22 protein-coding genes are annotated in these 17,671 nt (G+C 68.2%); 10 read left to right on the top strand and 12 right to left on the bottom strand.

What is annotated here, in order from left to right; translation table 11 throughout:
• Positions 1–3: 3 nt before the first annotated feature.
• Genes dmpG through NN2_RS15000 form a run of 3 tightly spaced genes read right to left on the bottom strand, consistent with a single transcriptional unit; the run spans position 4 to position 2,824 of the window.
• Positions 4–1,029 (bottom strand): 4-hydroxy-2-oxovalerate aldolase, encoded by a 1,026-nt coding sequence (dmpG, locus tag NN2_RS15010; protein WP_063014114.1) that lies wholly within the window; start codon positions 1,027–1,029, stop codon positions 4–6.
• Positions 1,026–2,006: an acetaldehyde dehydrogenase (acetylating) gene (locus tag NN2_RS15005; protein WP_063014112.1), complete on the bottom strand. Its 981-nt coding sequence runs from the start codon at positions 2,004–2,006 to the stop codon at positions 1,026–1,028. The genes dmpG and NN2_RS15005 overlap by 4 nt, the downstream gene beginning before the upstream one ends.
• Positions 2,007–2,011: 5 nt before the next feature.
• Entirely contained in the window at positions 2,012–2,824 is an 813-nt protein-coding gene (locus NN2_RS15000; RefSeq protein ID WP_063014111.1) for a 2-keto-4-pentenoate hydratase, read from the bottom strand.
• 179 nt (positions 2,825–3,003) lie between these two features.
• Between NN2_RS15000 and NN2_RS14995 the strand changes: the two genes are divergently transcribed.
• Complete coding sequence (locus NN2_RS14995) at positions 3,004–3,735, top strand: IclR family transcriptional regulator (RefSeq protein WP_063014191.1); 732 nt, start codon at positions 3,004–3,006, stop codon at positions 3,733–3,735.
• Positions 3,736–3,770: 35 nt separating this feature from the next.
• On the opposite strand, the gene NN2_RS14990 is transcribed toward NN2_RS14995, so the two are convergent.
• The 3 genes from NN2_RS14990 to NN2_RS14980 all read right to left on the bottom strand — a co-directional run bounded on the left by NN2_RS14990 (position 3,771) and on the right by NN2_RS14980 (position 5,218).
• Positions 3,771–4,262, bottom strand: a complete 492-nt coding sequence (locus NN2_RS14990; protein WP_063014108.1) for a DUF2231 domain-containing protein — start codon at positions 4,260–4,262, stop codon at positions 3,771–3,773.
• Between the two features lie 107 nt (positions 4,263–4,369).
• The gene (locus NN2_RS14985; protein WP_146098738.1) at positions 4,370–4,588 is read right to left on the bottom strand and encodes a hypothetical protein; all 219 of its coding nucleotides are present in this window, start codon (positions 4,586–4,588) and stop codon (positions 4,370–4,372) included.
• A 192-nt stretch (positions 4,589–4,780) separates the two neighbouring features.
• The gene (locus NN2_RS14980; RefSeq protein ID WP_174554972.1) at positions 4,781–5,218 is read right to left on the bottom strand and encodes an Hsp20/alpha crystallin family protein; all 438 of its coding nucleotides are present in this window, start codon (positions 5,216–5,218) and stop codon (positions 4,781–4,783) included.
• A gap of 133 nt (positions 5,219–5,351) precedes the next feature.
• Here NN2_RS14980 and NN2_RS14975 point away from each other — a divergent pair, with 133 nt between their 5' ends.
• A complete protein-coding gene (locus tag NN2_RS14975) occupies positions 5,352–5,705 on the top strand; it encodes a MerR family transcriptional regulator (protein ID WP_063014103.1) in 354 nt (117 codons plus the stop codon).
• Positions 5,706–5,728: 23 nt separating this feature from the next.
• Here NN2_RS14975 and NN2_RS14970 read toward each other — a convergent pair whose 3' ends face one another.
• The 3 genes from NN2_RS14970 to NN2_RS14960 all read right to left on the bottom strand — a co-directional run bounded on the left by NN2_RS14970 (position 5,729) and on the right by NN2_RS14960 (position 7,574).
• Positions 5,729–6,349, bottom strand: coding sequence for a hypothetical protein (locus tag NN2_RS14970; RefSeq protein WP_063014101.1), 621 nt, complete (start codon positions 6,347–6,349; stop codon positions 5,729–5,731).
• Positions 6,350–6,556: 207 nt separating this feature from the next.
• A complete protein-coding gene (locus NN2_RS14965) occupies positions 6,557–7,183 on the bottom strand; it encodes an NAD(P)/FAD-dependent oxidoreductase (RefSeq protein ID WP_063014099.1) in 627 nt (208 codons plus the stop codon).
• Positions 7,184–7,358: 175 nt separating this feature from the next.
• Complete coding sequence (locus tag NN2_RS14960; protein WP_063014097.1) at positions 7,359–7,574, bottom strand: hypothetical protein; 216 nt, start codon at positions 7,572–7,574, stop codon at positions 7,359–7,361.
• Positions 7,575–7,660: 86 nt separating this feature from the next.
• Here NN2_RS14960 and NN2_RS14955 point away from each other — a divergent pair, with 86 nt between their 5' ends.
• From NN2_RS14955 to NN2_RS14935, 5 genes are all read left to right on the top strand, one after another.
• Positions 7,661–8,677: an RNA polymerase subunit sigma-70 gene (locus NN2_RS14955; protein ID WP_063014090.1), complete on the top strand. Its 1,017-nt coding sequence runs from the start codon at positions 7,661–7,663 to the stop codon at positions 8,675–8,677.
• A 14-nt stretch (positions 8,678–8,691) separates the two neighbouring features.
• Positions 8,692–8,934 (top strand): hypothetical protein, encoded by a 243-nt coding sequence (locus NN2_RS14950; RefSeq protein WP_218022026.1) that lies wholly within the window; start codon positions 8,692–8,694, stop codon positions 8,932–8,934.
• 62 nt (positions 8,935–8,996) lie between these two features.
• A complete protein-coding gene (locus NN2_RS14945) occupies positions 8,997–9,734 on the top strand; it encodes an SDR family NAD(P)-dependent oxidoreductase (protein ID WP_063014086.1) in 738 nt (245 codons plus the stop codon).
• A complete protein-coding gene (locus tag NN2_RS14940; protein ID WP_063014084.1) occupies positions 9,731–10,465 on the top strand; it encodes an SDR family NAD(P)-dependent oxidoreductase in 735 nt (244 codons plus the stop codon). The genes NN2_RS14945 and NN2_RS14940 overlap by 4 nt, the downstream gene beginning before the upstream one ends.
• Positions 10,466–10,515: 50 nt before the next feature.
• On the top strand, positions 10,516–11,091 hold the full coding sequence (locus tag NN2_RS14935; RefSeq protein WP_063014082.1) for a dihydrofolate reductase family protein: 576 nt from the start codon (positions 10,516–10,518) through the stop codon (positions 11,089–11,091).
• Positions 11,092–11,174: 83 nt separating this feature from the next.
• Here the strand turns inward: NN2_RS14935 and NN2_RS14930 are convergent, their stop codons facing one another.
• Together NN2_RS14930 and NN2_RS14925 are read right to left on the bottom strand one after the other, a co-directional pair.
• Positions 11,175–12,416 (bottom strand): fatty acid desaturase family protein, encoded by a 1,242-nt coding sequence (locus NN2_RS14930; protein ID WP_063014080.1) that lies wholly within the window; start codon positions 12,414–12,416, stop codon positions 11,175–11,177.
• A gap of 8 nt (positions 12,417–12,424) precedes the next feature.
• Positions 12,425–13,537: a ferredoxin reductase gene (locus NN2_RS14925; RefSeq protein ID WP_063014078.1), complete on the bottom strand. Its 1,113-nt coding sequence runs from the start codon at positions 13,535–13,537 to the stop codon at positions 12,425–12,427.
• Between the two features lie 254 nt (positions 13,538–13,791).
• Here NN2_RS14925 and ilvD point away from each other — a divergent pair, with 254 nt between their 5' ends.
• Both ilvD and NN2_RS14915 read left to right on the top strand, forming a co-directional pair.
• Positions 13,792–15,483, top strand: a complete 1,692-nt coding sequence (ilvD, locus tag NN2_RS14920; protein ID WP_063014076.1) for a dihydroxy-acid dehydratase — start codon at positions 13,792–13,794, stop codon at positions 15,481–15,483.
• A gap of 28 nt (positions 15,484–15,511) precedes the next feature.
• On the top strand, positions 15,512–16,306 hold the full coding sequence (locus NN2_RS14915; RefSeq protein ID WP_063014074.1) for a PIG-L family deacetylase: 795 nt from the start codon (positions 15,512–15,514) through the stop codon (positions 16,304–16,306).
• Positions 16,307–16,337: 31 nt separating this feature from the next.
• On the opposite strand, the gene NN2_RS14910 is transcribed toward NN2_RS14915, so the two are convergent.
• Positions 16,338–16,988: a TetR/AcrR family transcriptional regulator gene (locus NN2_RS14910; RefSeq protein WP_063014072.1), complete on the bottom strand. Its 651-nt coding sequence runs from the start codon at positions 16,986–16,988 to the stop codon at positions 16,338–16,340.
• 112 nt (positions 16,989–17,100) lie between these two features.
• Between NN2_RS14910 and NN2_RS14905 the strand changes: the two genes are divergently transcribed.
• Positions 17,101–17,661: an OsmC family protein gene (locus NN2_RS14905; protein ID WP_063014070.1), complete on the top strand. Its 561-nt coding sequence runs from the start codon at positions 17,101–17,103 to the stop codon at positions 17,659–17,661.
• Positions 17,662–17,671 lie beyond the last annotated feature (10 nt).

Raw genomic sequence — 17,671 nt, 5'->3', positions numbered from 1 at the left:
CTTTCAGGCGGTCGCGGCGCTGGTTTCGCCCACGAGATCCAGTGCGATGTCGACGATGAGATCTTCCTGACCGCCGACCAGTCCGCGCCGGCCGACCTCGAGCAGGATGGTGCGCGCGTCCAATCCGTAGCGCTGCGCCGCGGCCTCGGCGTGGCGCAGGAACGATGAATACACACCGGCATATCCCAGGGTGAGCGTTTCGCGGTCCACCCGCACCGGGCGATCCTGCAACGGCCGCACCAGATCGTCGGCGGCGTCCTGGAGGGCGAACAGATCGCAGTTGTGCTTCCAGCCGTACAGGTCGGCGACGGCGACGAACGGTTCGATCGGGCAGTTGCCCGCGCCCGCGCCGTGCCCGGCGAGCGAGGCGTCCACGCGGGTGACGCCTTCCTCCACGGCGACAACGGAATTGGCGACCGACAGCGAGAGATTCTCGTGCGCGTGGATGCCGATCTCGGTAGCCGGATCGAGGACGCGGCGATAGGCGCGCACACGGTCGCGCACGCCGTTCAGGGTCAACCGGCCGCCGGAGTCGGTCACGTAAACGCACTGTGCGCCATAGGTTTCCATCAGCTTGGCCTGTTCGGCGAGCTGCTCGGGTTCGGCCATATGCGACATCATCAGGAACCCGGAGACGTCCATGCCGAGTTCGCGGGCCTTGCCGATGTGCTGGGCGGAGACGTCGGCCTCGGTGCAGTGGGTGGCGACGCGGACCGAGCGGACGCCGAGCCGGTAGGCCTGCTCGAGGTGGTCGATGGTGCCGATGCCGGGCAGCAGCAGGGTCGTCAGCCGGGCGTGGGTGAGGTTGGCGGCCGCGGCCTCGATCCACTCCCAGTCGGTATTGCTGCCGGGGCCGTAGTTCAGGCTGCCGCCGGCGAGCCCGTCCCCGTGGGCGACCTCGACGGCGTCGACTCCCGCCGCGTCCAGCGCCGCCACGATCGCGCCGACGTCGTCGGGAGTGATGCGGTGGCGTACGGCGTGCATACCGTCGCGGAGCGTGACGTCTTGGATGAACAGTTGCGTGGTCATCGCGAGGCTCCCTGTTCTGCCGGGGCGGCGATCGTGTCGGCGACCGATTCGGCATAGCGCATCGCCGCGGAGGTCATGATGTCGAGATTTCCCGCGTAGGCGGGCAGATAGTGCGCCGCACCCTCCACTTCCAGGAAGACGCTCACCTGGTGCGTCGGCGCCGGACCGCCGTCGGCGTGCTGCAGGGTGTGCACCGGCTGGTCCGCCGGTATCGGGGTGATCTGGATCTGCTGTTTGAGCCGGTAGCCCGGCACATAGGTGGCGACCCGCGCGATCATCTGCTCGATCGATGCGCGAATCGCCTCCTGCGTAGCGGCGTCCGGCGCCGTGGTCAGACAGAGCACGGTGTCACGCATGATCATCGGCGGTTCGGCCGGATTGAGGATGATGATCGCCTTGCCCCGGCGGGCCCCGCCCACGGTCTCCACCGCGTGCGCGGTGGTCTCGGTGAACTCGTCGATATTGGCCCGCGTCCCCGGGCCGGCGGACTTCGAGGCGATCGACGCGACGATCTCGGCGTAGGCGACCGGTGCGACGCGCGAGACGGCGGCGACGATCGGGATGGTGGCCTGCCCGCCGCAGGTGACCATGTTGACGTCGGTCGCGTGCCGGTGTTCGTCCAGATTCACCGCCGGGACGACGAAGGGCCCCAGCGCGGCCGGAGTGAGATCGACGAGGCGTTTGCCGAGCGGCTCGAGGACCGCCGCGTGGGCCGCGTGCGCCTTGGCCGAGGTCGCGTCGAAGATCACCTCGATCTCGTCGAAGTTCGGCAATCGCAACAGCCCCTGCACACCTTCGGAGGTGGTGGGCACGCCCAGCCGCCGGGCCCGGGCGAGACCGTCGGATTCCGGATCGATGCCGACCATCGCGCCCATTTCCAGCACGGTCGAATGCCGGATGACCTTGATCATCAGATCGGTGCCGATATTGCCCGATCCGATGACGGCCACCTTGACGGCGCCACGTTCGTCGCTCATGGTTGTCACTCCTCGATGAAGACGGCGGTCACCGAGCCGAGCCCGGAGATCTCGGCCGTGACGGTTGCGGGGGCGGTGATCGGGACCATCGGGCCGAGCGCGCCGGACAGGATCACCTGGCCCGCACGCAGCGGTTCGCCGAATTCGCGGGCGGTGCGCGCCAGCCATGCCAGCGCGTGCAGCGGGTCGCCGAGGCAGGCCGCTCCGGTCCCGGTGGACACCTCGACGCCGTCGATGGACATGGTCATCCGTGCCGATACGGGTTCGAACTCGTCGAGGGTGCGGCGCTGCGATCCGAGGACGAACAGTCCGCTGGAACCGTTGTCGGCGACGGTATCGCCGAAGGTGATATCCCAGTCGGCAATTCGGCTGTCGACGATTTCCAGCGCGGCCGCGGCGTAGTCGACCGCGGCGCGCACCTGGTCGTCGTCGAGTGGACCGTCGGCGAGGTCGTGAGCGAGCACGAACGCGACCTCGGCTTCGGCCTTCGGTTGCAGCAGACGGCTCGCGGGAATGGGCGTGTCCTGCCGGAAGCGCATGTCGTCGAACAGGACACCGAAATCGGGTTGGTCGACACCGAGTTGCTGCTGCACCGCCGGTGAGGTCAGCCCGATCTTGCGGCCGACGATCGTGGCCCCCGCCGCGACCCGTTCGGCGGTCGACTGCGCCTGCACCGCGTAGGCGGCGGTCACGTCGTCGGTCCCGATCAGGTCGCGCACGGGGCGGCAGGGGATGGCGGTTCGCGCCGCGGTGCTGAGCCGTTGTGCCGCGGCGGTCGTCGCCGCGGTGGTTCGGTCGTCGAGTCGTGAGGTCGGCATCCAAGGTCCTGGCGTAGTAGGTGAACGGGGAGCCTTCACTGTCGCGGCGGAGCGCAGTGCCGCACCAGCATTTCGTTCCACTGAGCGGAACCCCGGGTAAGCTCGGCCGGGTGAGTACGGCGGAGTCGGCGAGGATCGGCGCACGGCCGGTCGACGGGTCGACCGTGCTGGGCAAGGTGATGGCCGTGCTCGAATCGTTCTCGATCGACGACGGCGTCCTGAGTCTGGCCGAGATCGGCCGGCGCACCGGGATGCCGAAGGGGACCCTGCACCGGGTCCTCGCGGATATGGTCACCGTCCGGCTGCTGGAACGGACCGAGAGCGGCTATCGCCTCGGCGGCCACCTGTTCGAACTCGGAATGCGCGCCTCCGTGGAGCGGAGTTTGCTCGAGGTCGCGATCCCGTTCCTCGAGGAACTGAACGCCCGCATCCACGAGACCGTGCATCTGGGCGTCCTCGACGGTACGGACGTGGTGTATCTGACCAAGATCGGCGGGCGGCGCCAGGCGAGTGCGCCGTCGCGGATCGGAGGCCGAATGCCGGTGCACTGCACGGCGATCGGGAAAACGCTGCTCGCTCATGCCGATCGGTCACTGCGCGACCGCGTGCTGAGCGGCCCGCTGCCCGCCCACACTCCACGCACGATCGTGCTGCCCGGCACGTTGCGCACGCAACTCGACCGGATCGCCGCCGAGGGCGTGGCCTACGAATTCGAGGAATCGGCACCGGGTTTGGTGTGTGTGGCGGCGCCGGTGCGCGAGGCCGACACCGTGGTCGCGGCCATCAGCATCGCCGGCGCGTCACACCGATTCCACCCGGAAAGTCACGTGGCATCGGTGCGGGCGGCCGCGGACGGCATCGGCGCGACCCTCACCCGCCGCGCACGAATGCTGGCGTCCCCGGGTAGCTGATCGCTCCGGCGGCAGCTGTGCCGAAGCGGTGTCGGTCAGTCGCCGCGGTTCTTCTGCAGACGTGCGATCTCGTCGCCCCAGACCGATTGCGATCCGGCATCGCCGACCCGGTAGGTCTGCACGATCGAGGCGACGGCGACGACCACGGCGAAGACGGCGACAGTCACCGTGATCAGGGTGCGGAGATCGGCGCCGCGGCGTTCGGCGAGGTGAAGCCCGGCCAAAGCCACCGCGACGACCAGCAGGGCGATGGCGAAGTAGAGCATCGTCTCACCGCGTTCGGCGTGTTCGCGCAGGATCTCCTCGGGATTGCGGCGCAGGTTGTACAGCCATTGGCCGGCGTGAATGGTGATCGGCGTCAGGACCATGACGATCACCGCGAGTGTCAGCGTCAGCCACACCAGATGGCCGCGGCGCGCGGCCGGCCACAGCGCGCACACGATTTCCAGGATCGCGGTCAACGGCACCAGGATCACGATGAAATGAACGAACAGCACGTGCGCGGGCAGGTTGTGGATGACGGTCACCGGGGCTCCTCGGTCACTCGCGGTTGTCGCGGCGCCGGCGACCGCCCCGAACCCGCCGATGCCACAGTCGAACCGAGCATAGCCATCCGAGCAGCGGATCCGACGGATTACGCGCCACCCGATCGGTGCGCTGCGGCGGGCAGACCCGATCGGGTGCGCGAACGTCCGCGCCGGTTGTCACCGTCGATGTCGGCCGCCGGGCCGGCGCCGGAGTCGGGCCGGGAGGTGCGCATCTCCCACCAGTAGGTCGCCGCGACGGTGGCGTACGCGATGGCCACGGCTGCGGCGATGCCGGCGCCACCGGTCAGCGCGAGCATTATCGGCACGAGAACTCCCTCCTCTCCGTGGGGTCGAAGGCGCGGCGGGCGGGACGCATGACGGTGTCCCACCACGACTGCAGTGGGCTGGGGTCGGGCCAGTGCACGACCGCATCCGGCTCGAGGTCGCGAGTGTGGTCGGCAGGCGAGGCAGTCGTAGTCGTCATCGGCGTGCGGAGTCCAGGACTGATCGATGCGGGCTCAGACCGTGATCGCCTGCCGGTCGCCGGCGACCCGGTCGACGTTGATCTTGCGTGGTTTGGCCTTGTCCGCCACCGGGATTCGCATTCGGAGCACGCCGTCGCGGTAGTCGGCGCGAATGTGATCGGTGTCGAGGCTGTCACCCAGCATCACCTGGCGCCGGAACACCCCGCGGACGCGTTCGGCCGCGATCGTCGACCTGCCCGCGTCCAGTTCCGGGCGCGACGCCCGCACCGTGACCACATTGCGTTCGATATCCACATCCAGCGAATCGGGGTCGACGCCGGGGAGATCGAACTCCACCACGAACTCGTCGCCCTCGCGCCAGGCGTCCATCGGCATCGCTACCGGTCGAGCCTGCGTGCCGAACACCTGCTGCGTCCGACGGTCGGGATCACGAAACGGATCGGTGCGCATCAGCATGGTCGCCACCTCCAGTTCACTCCTTATATCACTCGAAGGAACCTCAGATAACCTCTGTTACCTGACACAGATTTATTTAGCACTCTGGCAAGGAGAGTGCAAGGAGTGGTGAGAGATAAACTGGTTGCCGCACGGAGAAGGGAGCAGGATGGGTGCGGATCGGCGCGAGGGACATCTGCCGGGTTCAGGCCAGGCGGTGTATCCGATCTCGGTGGCTGCCGAGCTCACCGGTATCGAAATCCACACCCTGCGCCTCTACGAGCAGCACGGCCTGATCACCCCTGCGCGCAGCGCGGGCGGAACCCGGCGCTACAGCGGCGACGACCTGGCCCGGCTGCAGCGCATCACCGCTCTCACCCGCCAGGGCATCCATCTGTCGGCCATCGCGCGGATTCTCGACCTCGAGGACGACAACAGCGCCCTGCGTGCGCACAACACCGCACTGACCGTCGAACGCGACCATCTGCGCGACACGATCACCCGGCAGCAGCCGCCGCCCTGACCCACCGCGCGAATCGCGCTGCGTCAGAACATGTTCGGATAGGTGGTGGAGTCCTTGCCGGGCGGCGGCAGCGGTGCCGTCCAGGAGACCCGGCCACCGGGGAACACTCGGCAGCAGCCGCCGACGTCGTGAGCCCGCGCGTGCACGGTCGCCACCGTGGCCGCCGGAAGTATGTCGGCCGTCGTGGTACCGGTGGTGTCCAAGGTGTCGATGGTGACGGTGAGCGCGTCGGCCACGGTGACGGTGACGACGACTGCCGCGACGTCCGCGTGCGCGACGACAGCGGCGACGGTATCGGCGATTACGGCTTCGACATGGTCGGCCACCGCGTCCGGCACCCGCTCCGCCGATCCGGTCAGAGCGACGATGCTGCGCGACTGGGTGTGACCGATGCAACGCTGCACCGCTCGCTCGACGCGCTGGAGCAGGGCGGCACCACGGGGGAGCGCGGCGAGGCCGCTACCGCGACCGCCGTGCACGCGGTGTGGCGTGCTGGATATCGCGCCGGCGCTCGGGTATTCCGGGTCCGCGCATTCGGACCGGAGCATCGCGTCGACCAATTCGAAGGCCTGCGACAACGCATTCCGCACCGCGACGTGGGCGGTTGGATCGTTGTCGTTGCGGCCAGTGGGGGTGGGAGCCATGGATGGCGTGACCTCTTCATACCGACACACAGCGAGCCGACCCTGCGTATAGAGCCGAGAACGTCGTGCGCAGAATGACCGGTATCGGCCACGGCTAAACCGGAAGTCGCCCCTCGCGCGCTGAGGCGTCGCACACAATGCGCTGTCGCTCACATCTCGCTGATCACCCGTCCCGCACCTGGTCATGCGTCCGAGTGGTGTCCCGGCTCAACCGATTTCGTACTCGCCCGGGTCCGGTGCGCTGGTCCATCTCCAGTAGTCGACGAGGCGGAACGGATTGAGCCCGGTGACCTCGCCCGCGTCGTCGCGGTAGTAGTTGTGTGCGATATGCGGCGATGCCCAGACCTTGCGCGACATCTCCTCTCGGGCCTCGGCGGTGTAGGCGTCGAAGGCCTCGGCGCGGACCTCGATGCGGCGACCATCGCTCGTGGTGAGCAAGCGCAGACAGCACATGATCAGGCGCACCGCGCATTCGGCGGCGAAGATGATGCTGCCACCGCTGGCGAGATTGGTGCCGGGACCGTAGAGCAGGAAGAAGTTCGGAAACCCGGGGACGGTGACGCCGAGGTGGGCGCGGGGGCGTTCGCCCCAGAACCGGTGCAGGTCGCGCCCGGTGACGCGCAGCGGTGTGAGAAAGTCGTTGGGCCGGAAGCCGGTTGCCCAGACGATCACATCCGCGCGATGGAATGTGCCTGTGCTGTCGACGATTCCGTCCTCGGTGAGGCGCTGCGCGCCGGCGCGCACCAGATGCACATGGTCGCGGCGCAGCGTGCGCAGCCAGCTGCCGTTGTCCTGCAAGGCGCGTTTGCCGGTGGGCGCGGTGAGCGATTCCACCCGGTCGGTGATGGCGGGTGCGAGCTGGAATCCGGTGCGCCGGCGCCGACCATGACGACATCCTTACCGGATAGATCGATATCGTGGCGCCAGCGTGCGGTGTGAAACGCCGGACCGGCGAATTCGCCGGGCACATCGGGAACGAACGGCCGATTGAGTTGTCCCACGGCGCTGATCACGATCGCGGCGTCGAGTCCGACATGAAGCCCTGGAATTCGTTGAGCATCGACCCGGCGGGCCGCAGCGGTCCGTCCAGAATCGCGCGACGCCGGTCCGGAGGGGCCGTGTGGATGCACGACAGCAGCAATGCCGGCACGGACAGATCGGTGAGTGCGGCGGCGATGTCGGCGGGCGACTCCGCGAAGGGATTGCCGCTGTGTCTGTTTCGCATACACGGCAGTAAACACTTTTGAAAAACTGTCTACTATTGTTTTCGGCAGACCGATGACCGATGGGGCCCGGATGCGTCATACAGGTATGGATCGGAAAGTGGAGGCAGCGCGCGAGGGCGACCAGGCCGCGTTCGCGCATCTGGTCGAGCCTTTGCGGCACGAGCTGCAGGTGCATTGTTACCGCATGCTCGGCTCGGTCGAAGATGCCGAGGACGCCGTGCAGGAGACCCTGTTGCGGGCATGGTCGCGGCTGGACTCCTACGCGGGCCGCGCTCCGCTGCGGGCCTGGGTGTACGGGATCGCGACCCATACCTGCCTGGACGCGCTGAGAAGGCGCAAGGCACGGGCGTGGCCGGTGGATCTGGCCGGCCCGGCGGACCCGCATCGCTACGAGCTGGCCTCGGTGGACGTGCCGTGGCTGCAGCCCTATCCCGATCGGCTGCTGAACGTAGGCGGCGCCCCGGGGGAGGAACCGGAAGCGGTCGTCACCGCGCGGGAGACGATCGAGCTGGCGTTCCTGGCCGCGATCCAGCGGCTGCCCGCGCGCCAGCGCGCCGTTCTGATCCTGCGGGACACGCTGGACTGGTCGGTCGCCGACACCGCCGCCGCACTGGGAGTCAGCCGCGCGGCGGTCAACAGCGCGCTGCAACGGGCCCATGCCACCCTGTCGGAACATCTTCCCGCACAACGGGATCGGTGGCGTCCCGCCTCGACCGCATCCGAACGCCGGGCGCTGGCGAAGCTGATCACCGCGTGGGAGAGCGCCGATCCGGCCGCACTCGTCGCCCTGCTGCGCGAGGACGCCGCGCTGATCATGCCGCCGGGCACGGTCTGGTTCGCCGGTCGCCGCGACATCGGCGCATTTCTCACCGACCACGTGTTCGGCGAGATGGGCAGCGGCTGGCGGCTCCTGCCCACGGGCGCCAACCGGCAACCGGCGTTCGGACTGTACTGGCGCGAACCGGGCGCGAACGCATTCGATGCCTTCGCCATCGGGGTGCTGACCGTCGACGGCGATTCGCTGGCCGAGATCGCGCTGTTCCACCAGCCGGAGCTGTTCGCCGCGTTCGCGTTGCCGTCCGCCCTGCCGTCCCAGAGCTGATGGACTCTCGGCGCGTGCGGCGCTGGAGCGTGGTCCTGCGGCCGGGGGAGGCACTCGATTACCTCGCCGCCGACTGGGCCGACGCCCTCGTCGTGGTGACCAGCGGCGAACTCGAGCTGGAATGCCGCAGTGGCCGGCGGGCTCGATTCGCCGCCGGAGCGGTCCTCGCGCCCGCCGCCGTGCCGGTGCGACGGCTGCTCAATCCCGGCTCCGAACCGCTCGTGCTGTCCGCGGTGACGCGCCGACGTCACCGATGACGGAACGGGCCGGCGTGCGTCACACAGGTGGACACATCGCAGACACCGAACAGGAGCAAACCATGTCCGTCCCAACCACTCTGGCCGGCAAGGCGGTACTCGTCACCGGCGCCGGGCGCGGCCTCGGGCGCGCACTCGTCGACGAGGCACTGCACCGCGGTGCGGACCGGGTGTACGCCGCCGCCCGCCGTCCGGTCGAGCATCCGGACCCGCGGATCACTCCGGTGCGGCTCGACATCACCGATCCCGAGCAGATCCGCGCCGCAGCCGACCTGGTCGGCTCGCTCGACGTCCTGGTGAACAACGCGGGCGTCTCCACGCCGGACGACCTGACCGACGCGGCCGCCATCGAGGCTCATCTGGCGGTCAATCTGTTCGGCACGTATCGGGTCACCGACGCCTTCCTCCCGCGATTGCGCGAAGCCGGCGGGGCCGTCGTGAACGTGCTCTCGCTGGCCGCGCTGGCGACCGTGCCGGTCACCCCTGCGTACGCCATCTCCAAGGCCGCCGCCTTCTCGATGACGCAGTCGCTGCGGTTCCTTTCGGCCGCGCACGGCGTCGGCGTGCACGCCGTACTGCCCGGACCGGTGGATACCGACATGATCCGCGGATGGGACATTCCCAAAGCCGAGCCCGCGGCGGTGGCCCGCGCCATCCTGTCCGGTCTCGCGGACGGCCGGGAAGAGATCTTCCCCGACCCGATGTCCGGGGCGATCGCGCCCGGGTGGGACGAGGGAGTCGTCAAGAGCCTGGAGCGAGCGAACGCCGCTTCCGTGCAGGCAGTGGCGGTGGCGTCATGAACGCGTCCCGCCGCACGATGGTCGTCGGTGGCAGCCGCGGCCTGGGCCGGGGCATCGCGGTGGCGTTCGCGCGCACCGGTGCGGCGGTCGTGGCCGTGGCGCGCACGGAGTCCGCGCTGCGAGAACTGGCCGCCGAGACGTCCGGCATCGATATCGAGGTCGCCGACGCGGCCGATCCGACCGTGCCGGGAACACTGCTCGACCGCCACCGTCCGGACACCGTCATCATCGTGGCGGGTGCCGCCCCGCTCCCGCGCCCGCTGCACCACCACACCTGGGAGACGTTCTCGGCGAACTGGAATACCGACGTGCGCATAGCCTTTCACTGGTTGCGCGAAGCCCTGCTGACTCCGCTGCCGCCCGGCGGTCGCGTGATCGTCGTCAGCAGCGGCGCCGCCGTCAACGGTTCGCCGCTCAGCGGCGGGTACGCCGGCGCCAAGGCGACGCAGCGGTTCATCACCGGCTACGCCCAGGACGAGGCCCGGCGCGCCGGCTCGGACCTCACCTTCACGGCGGTCCTGCCGCAGATCACTCCGGCCACGAGCCTCGGCCTGCCCGCGGTGCGCGCCTACGCGGCCCGCGCCGGCCAGAGCGTGCAGGAGTACGTCGATCGGCTGGGTGAGCCACTCACTCCCGAGATCGCCGGGGCGGCTCTGCTCGAACTCGCCTCCGTCGATGAGCCCGCGGCGTCCTATCGGCTCACCGCCGACGGACTGACGGCACTGCCGTGACCGCACCGCAGACGTGCCACACCGCGACCGAACGAAAGGAGAGAAGCGGCATGCGCAAGCTCATCGCGGCGATGAAGATCTCGGTGGACGGGAAATACGAAGGGGCGCAGGGGTATGCGGACTGGGTGCACGGCTGGTCCGATGATTACGGCCTGACGCCCCAGATCGACGCCTGTGTGCTCGGCGGCCGGATGTACGACGGATACGAACCGTATTGGACGGCGATCGGCGACGACCCGGGCAAGCCCCTGCCCGAGACCGGCTCGGCGCCGACTCCGGGCGAGCTCGAATGGGCCGAATTCGCCCGTCGCACACCGCATTACGTCGTCTCGGCAACCCGGAGTGCGGCCGCGTGGGCGAATACGCGATTTCTGCGCGGCCTCGACGAGGTCGCGGCACTGAAAACGCAACCGGGACAGGACATCTACCTCATGGGTGGCGCCGCCCTCACCGCCGCCGCGCTCGACGCGGGCCTGGTGGACGAGCTGCGACTGATCGTCTACCCGCTCATCGCGGGCAACGGCCCGGCCCTGTTCGCGAGCGCGAATGTCCGTCATCGGCTCGAACTACGAAAATTCGAGCAACTGCCCGACGGCCGGTCGAGTTACGTCTACGACATCGGCTGACGCACATCGAACGCCGAACCGCTCCCGGGCCTCCACCCGGCGGCGGGCCGGCGTTCGATGTGGGTGGTGTCGGCACCCCGCGGTCAGGACGCCGCTCGCACCGGCGCCTGCTTCAGTTCGCGCAGCGCAGTGCGCAGCCCCCGGCGCTTACCGGTCTCGGGGTCGACGCCGAAATGTGCACGCATCCCGTCGCGGATCGCGAACCGCAACTCCGACGCGGTCTCGGGAGCATCGTCGGAGCTCGCGGTGAGCAGCGCGTTGGGCAGCGCCAGTTTCGCGATCGTCCGGAACGACTGCAGGTATTGGCGGCCGAGCGAACCGGTCGTGTACGGCAGGTCGTACTTGTCGCACAGTTCCCGGACCCGGACGCCGATCTCCTCGTACCGGTTGCTCGGCAGGTCGGGGAAGAGATGGTGCTCGATCTGGTGGCTGAGGTTACCGCTCATGAAGCGCATGAGCGGCCCGGCGCGAAAGTTGGCCGACCCCAGCATCTGTCGCAGATACCAGCGCGGCTGATCCTCCTCCGCGAGTTCCTCGGTGGTGAATTTCTCCGCGCCGTCGGGGAAGTGGCCGCAGAAGATGACCATGTAGGCCCAGTAGTTGCGGATGAGATTGGCGGTGGCGTCGGCGGTCAGCGTCGTCTTCCAGTTGCGTCCCGACAACGCCGGATAGATCAGATAATCCTTGGCCGCCTGTTTGCCGACCTTCGTGCCGATGATGCGCAGATCCCGGAACGCCTGCCGCCAGGTCTTGTCCTTGCGGCGGATCTTCTCCACCTCGAGGTGGTGCAGCGCGACGCCCCATTCGAACAAGGTCCCCAATGTCAGGTTGTACACCGGATTTCCGATGTTCCACCACTCCCAGCGCTGGTCCCGGGTCACCCGCAGAATTCCGTAGCCGACATCGTCGTCCCTGCCGACGACATTCGTGTACTTGTGATGGACGAAATTGTGCGAATGCTTCCACTGCACGCTGGGGCAGGTGGTGTCCCACTCCCACGACGAGGAGTGGATCTCCGGATCGTTCATCCAATCCCATTGCCCGTGCATCACATTGTGGCCGAGCTCCATATTCTCGATGATCTTGGCCAGCCCGAGCATCGCCGTGCCGGCCAGCCATGCGACCTTGCGGTTGCTGAACATCAGTGTCACCCGTCCACCGGCCGCCAGGGCACGCTGCAGGGCGATGGTGCGATGGATGTAGCGAGCGTCCCGTTCGCCGCGGGACTCCTCGATATCGCGGCGGATGGTGTCGAGTTCGGCGCCGAGCGCCTCGATGTCCTCGGGGGTGAGATGGGCGTAGGCGTCGATATCGGTGATGGCCATAAGGGCTCCTACAGATCGAGGGTGCATTCTCCGGACACGCTGCTGATGCATGTCTGGATTCGTTCTCCTTCGCGTCGCTCCGCGCCGGTGCGCAGATCGCGCACATATCCCCCCGCCAGCGGCACGACACACGTTTGGCAGATGCCCATCCGGCATCCGAAGGGCATTCCGATGCCCAGCTCTTCTCCTGCTTCGAGAAGTGTGGTGGCGCCGTCGATCTCCGCCTTCTTCCCGGATGCGGCGAAGTAGACCGTGCCGCCCTCACCGCCGTGGTCGGTGCGGGCGATGGTGAACCGCTCGGTGTGCAGGCGGTGGCGCAGGCCGCCGGACTCGTAGTGCGATTCCATCTCGTCCAGCAGGGCCGGTGGGCCACACGCCCAGCAGTGGCGTTCGCGCCAATCGGGCACCCATTCGTCGAGGCGTGCCGCGTCGAAATTGCCCATCTCCCGGGTGAGTTGGAGAGTCAGGTCGTAGCCGGGGGAGTCGGCGGCACGGCTCTGCATCTCGTCCAGGAAGATGACGTCGTCGCGGGTGGGCGCCGAATGGATGTGGCAGATGTCGGGCGCCTGCTCATGCGCCTCGAGCGCGCGCAGCATCGCGATCACCGGTGTGATCCCGCTGCCCGCGGTGACGAACAGCAGTTTGTCCGGCACCGGCTCCGGGAGATGAAAATCGCCCTTCGGCGCCGCCAGCCGGATGACGGTGCCCGGTGCGACACCGTCGACCAGATGCGTCGAGAGGAACCCGTCGGGATTCGCCTTCACCGTGATCGAGATGTCCTTGTCGTCGGCCCCGCCGATCGAGGTCAGCGAATACGAACGCCAATGCCAGCGGCCGCCGATCTGCAGCCCGATGCCGACGTACTGTCCCGGTGTGTACGTGGTCGGAAACCCCCAGCCGGGACGGATTGTGACGGTGGCCGAATCGGCGGTCTCCTTGACGACGTCGACGACCTTGCCCCGCAGCTCGCGGGCGGTCCAGAGCGGATTGACCAGGCGGAGGTAGTCGTCGGGAAGCAGTGGCGTGGTGGCCCGCGCCACCAGCCCGCGCACGACGTTGACTCGCGGCTTCTTCGCGCTGACGTCGGCGGCAGGCCGTTTACTCCACTTCAGTAGATCCATGGAAGCCCTCACTTCCGTGTACACCCGTACACTCGAAATGCCTGTGCCTACGTGCGGTGGTATACCACCGTCGAGCGCGCGTACACAGGATTCTCGAGGTTCTGATGAATCGGCTGCCCCTGCCCGGGCGTGCCGCGCTGCGATCAGATTCGCTCGCCTGTTGAGTGGACGCCTGTGCGCCGAACGGTCTCGCCCCGCCACGCGCCGAGGCCGGCCAACCGGTCGGGGGTTCGCGCCGGTCGTAGGCTTGCCGCATGGCACACGATCGCGACAGGTCGCACGACATCAAGCCTCGCTCCCGCGACGTCACCGACGGGCTGGAGAAGACCGCCGCCCGCGGCATGCTCCGTGCCGTCGGTATGGGCGACGACGACTGGGCCAAACCGCAGATCGGCGTCGCCTCCAGCTGGAACGAGATCACGCCGTGCAACCTGTCGCTCGATCGCCTGGCGAAGGCGGTCAAGGAGGGTGTGCACGCAGGTGGTGGCTACCCGCTGGAATTCGGCACGATCTCGGTCTCCGACGGCATCTCGATGGGCCACGAGGGCATGCACTTCTCGCTGGTCAGTCGCGAGATCATCGCCGATTCCGTCGAGATCGTCATGATGGCCGAACGTCTCGACGGATCGGTCCTGCTCGCCGGCTGCGACAAGAGCCTGCCGGGCATGCTGATGGCCGCCGCCCGCCTGGATCTGGCGAGTGTGTTCCTCTACGCCGGTTCCACGCTGCCGGGCAATGTCGACGGCCGCGACGTCACGATCATCGATGCCTTCGAGGCGGTCGGCGCCTGTATGAAGGGATTGATCAGCCGCGAGGACGTCGACCGGATCGAGCGGGCGATCTGTCCGGGCGAGGGCGCCTGCGGCGGCATGTACACCGCCAACACCATGGCCTCGGCCGCCGAAGCGCTCGGCATGAGCCTGCCCGGCTCGGCCGCCCCGCCCGCGCCCGACCGTCGCCGCGACGAATACGCCCGCAAGTCCGGTGAGGCCGTGGTCGGATTGCTCCGCAACGGCATCACCGCGCGCGACATCCTGACCCGCGAGGCGTTCGAGAACGCCATCACCGTCGTCATGGCGCTCGGTGGTTCCACCAACGCCGTCCTGCATCTGCTGGCCATCGCCCGTGAGGCCGGAGTCGAGCTGACCCTCGCCGACTTCAACCGGGTCGGTGACAAGGTGCCGCATCTGGGCGATCTCAAGCCGTTCGGTCGCTACGTCATGAACGATGTCGACCGGGTCGGCGGCATCCCGGTCGTAATGAAGGCCCTGCTCGACGCAGGGCTGCTGCACGGCGATGCGCTGACCGTGACCGGCGCGACCATGGCCGAGAATCTGGCGCATATCGACTTGGGTCTCGACGGTGACGTGATCCGCCCGCTCGACCGGCCCATCCACAAGACGGGCGGGCTGACCATCCTGCACGGCACCCTCGCGCCCGAGGGCGCGGTGGTCAAGAGCGCCGGATTCGATTCCGATGTCTTCCGCGGCACCGCCCGGGTCTTCGATGGCGAGCGCGCCGCGATGGACGCGCTCGAGGACGGCACGATCGGCGCGGGTGACGTGGTCGTCATTCGTTACGAAGGTCCCAAGGGCGGGCCCGGTATGCGCGAGATGCTCGCCATCACCGGCGCGATCAAGGGCGCCGGCCTGGGCAAGGACGTGCTGCTGCTCACCGACGGCCGGTTCTCCGGCGGCACCACCGGTTTGTGCGTCGGTCACATCGCACCCGAGGCCGTGGACGGGGGGCCGATCGCCTTCGTCGCCGACGGCGACCCGATCGTCCTCGACGTCGCCAACCGCATTCTCGATGTCGAGATCGACGAGGCCGAACTCGCCGCGCGCAAGGCCGGCTGGGAACCGCTTGCGCCGAAGTACACCTCGGGAGTGCTGGCCAAGTACCGCAAGCTGGTCAGCTCCGCCGCCCACGGCGCCGTGACCGGCTGAGCCGCGAGCCGTCACGTAGCGTGGCGCCATGGCAACGTTGGTCAGTTTCCACGCCCATCCCGACGACGAGGCGATCACCTGTGGCGGCGTGATGCGCAAGGCGTACGAGCAGGGTCACCGAGTGGTTCTCGTGGTCGCGACACGCGGCGAGCACGGGGAGGTGCCGGAGGGTTTCCTCGACGACGGCGAACAGTTGTGGCAGCGGCGGGTGCGCGAAACCCACGCCGCCGCAGAGATTCTCGGCGTCGCGCGGGTGGAGTTCCTCGGCTACGTCGACTCGGGGATGATGGGGACGTCCACCAACGACGCGGCCGGTTCGTTCTGGACCGCTCCCGTCGAGGACGCCGCACGGCGGCTGGCCGCGATCCTCGCCGAGGAGGACGCCGAGGTGCTCACCGTCTACGACGACAACGGCGGATACGGTCACCCCGACCATATCCAGGTCCACCGCGTCGGCATGCGCGCCGCCGAACTCGCCGGTACCCCACGGGTTTTCCAGAGCACCATGAATCGCGACGAGGTCGTGCGCGGGATGACGGAGATGGCCGAACAGGCCGGGACGCTGGGGATCGAGCCGCCCGATATCCGCGAGGTCGCCGAATTCGGGAAGCCGGAATCGTTGCTGACCACGGCGGTCGACGTATCCGCCTACCTCGACCACAAGCGCGAGGCCATGCGGGCGCACCGCAGCCAGATCGACGAGCAGTCCTTCTTCCTCGCGATGCCGGACCCGGCGTTCGCGCGGGCGTTCGGCACCGAATGGTTCATCCGCAGCGGCGCGCGACCGGGAGCCCTCGAGACGGATCTGTTCGCCGCGGGCTGACCGGTCGCGCCCACCGGCCGGATTGCCTCGGCTACCGGAGTCGGTTTCCGCCGGGGGTGTCGCGCTGGTCCAGTCGTAGCCGTCGGCGGATCACATTGCGGGCCATGGCCAGATACGCCGGGTCGTCGTACAGGACGAATTTGGTGTCGGCGCCCAGCAGGATGGCGTGTAGTTCGAACGCGAGCAGGTCGGGGTCTTCGTCGGCAGGCAATTCCTGTTGCGCCAGTGCGGTAACCGCGCAGGACCGCAGCAGCGCGGTGAAATCCGACTGAATGGCGGTGAGCCGGTCCTTGACCGGACCGGGGCGCGTGCCCATCTCCAGGGATGTCGCGGCGAAGAAACATCCGCCGGGGAACACCTTGCGCTCGACATAGCCGAGGAATGCCTCGCATGCCGCCACGAGCTGGTCCAGGCCCGGGCGGGCCGCGAGCGCCGGCTGGACGACCTCTTCGGTGAGGATCCGTTCCGCCTCGGCCACAGTGGCCAGCTGAAGCTCCTCTTTGGAGCGGAAGTGCGCGTAGAGGCCGCTCTTGCTGATTCCGATCGCGGCGGCCAGGTTGCCGATGGACAGTCCCTCCAGTCCGTCGACGGTGGCCAACGACGCGGCAGCCCGCAGGATCGTACTGCGGGTGCGCTCGCCGTCGCTCCGTGCGCGCCGCGGGGTCCTCGCTTCTGTCGTCATATTGACAAGTTAGCACGAACGGTCGTACTGTCGGAGTTAGCACGATCGATCGTGCTAACTAAATGGATCGACAGGTCCCGCATTCGTTCAGACCGCACACCAGGAGCCCATCATGAATGTCACCACCACCGTCAACGGCGTCGACGTGAATCAACTCGCAGGAACGATCGACGCCGTCAGCGCCGATCCCTCGCTGGCCCGGTTCCAGTTCCGCGCCGACAACCATTGGATCGATGGCGGCTACAGCCGGACGGCCATCAAAGGCTTCTACGGCACCGGCCGAGAAGACACCACCCGCACCGAGCCGTTCACCCTGGATTCCGACGAGCCGCCCGTCCTGCTCGGTCGCAATCGCGCCCCCAACGCCGGCGAATACCTCCTGCACGCCCTTGCCGCGTGCCTGACGGGCACGATGATCTACCACGCTGCTGCCCGCGGTATCGCGGTGAAGAGTCTGGAATGCGCGGTTCAGGGCGAGCTGGACCTGCAGGGCTTCCTCGGGCTCGACGGCACTGTCCGCCCGGGCTACGAGCAGATCCGCGTGGCTATCACCGCCGAGGGCGACTTCGACGACAACCAGTTCGCCGAGCTCGCCGGCCTCACCCGTTACTCGCCCGTCCGCGACATCGTCAGCAACCCGGTGCCCGTCGACATCGACGTGATCCGAGCTTGAGCCCTGTTTC

The organism is Nocardia nova NBRC 15556, from assembly GCF_001613005.1.
Classification (GTDB): domain Bacteria; phylum Actinomycetota; class Actinomycetes; order Mycobacteriales; family Mycobacteriaceae; genus Nocardia; species Nocardia nova.
The sequence above is the reverse complement of the archived record's forward strand: the minus strand, read 5'-3'. Positions and strand labels throughout refer to the sequence as shown.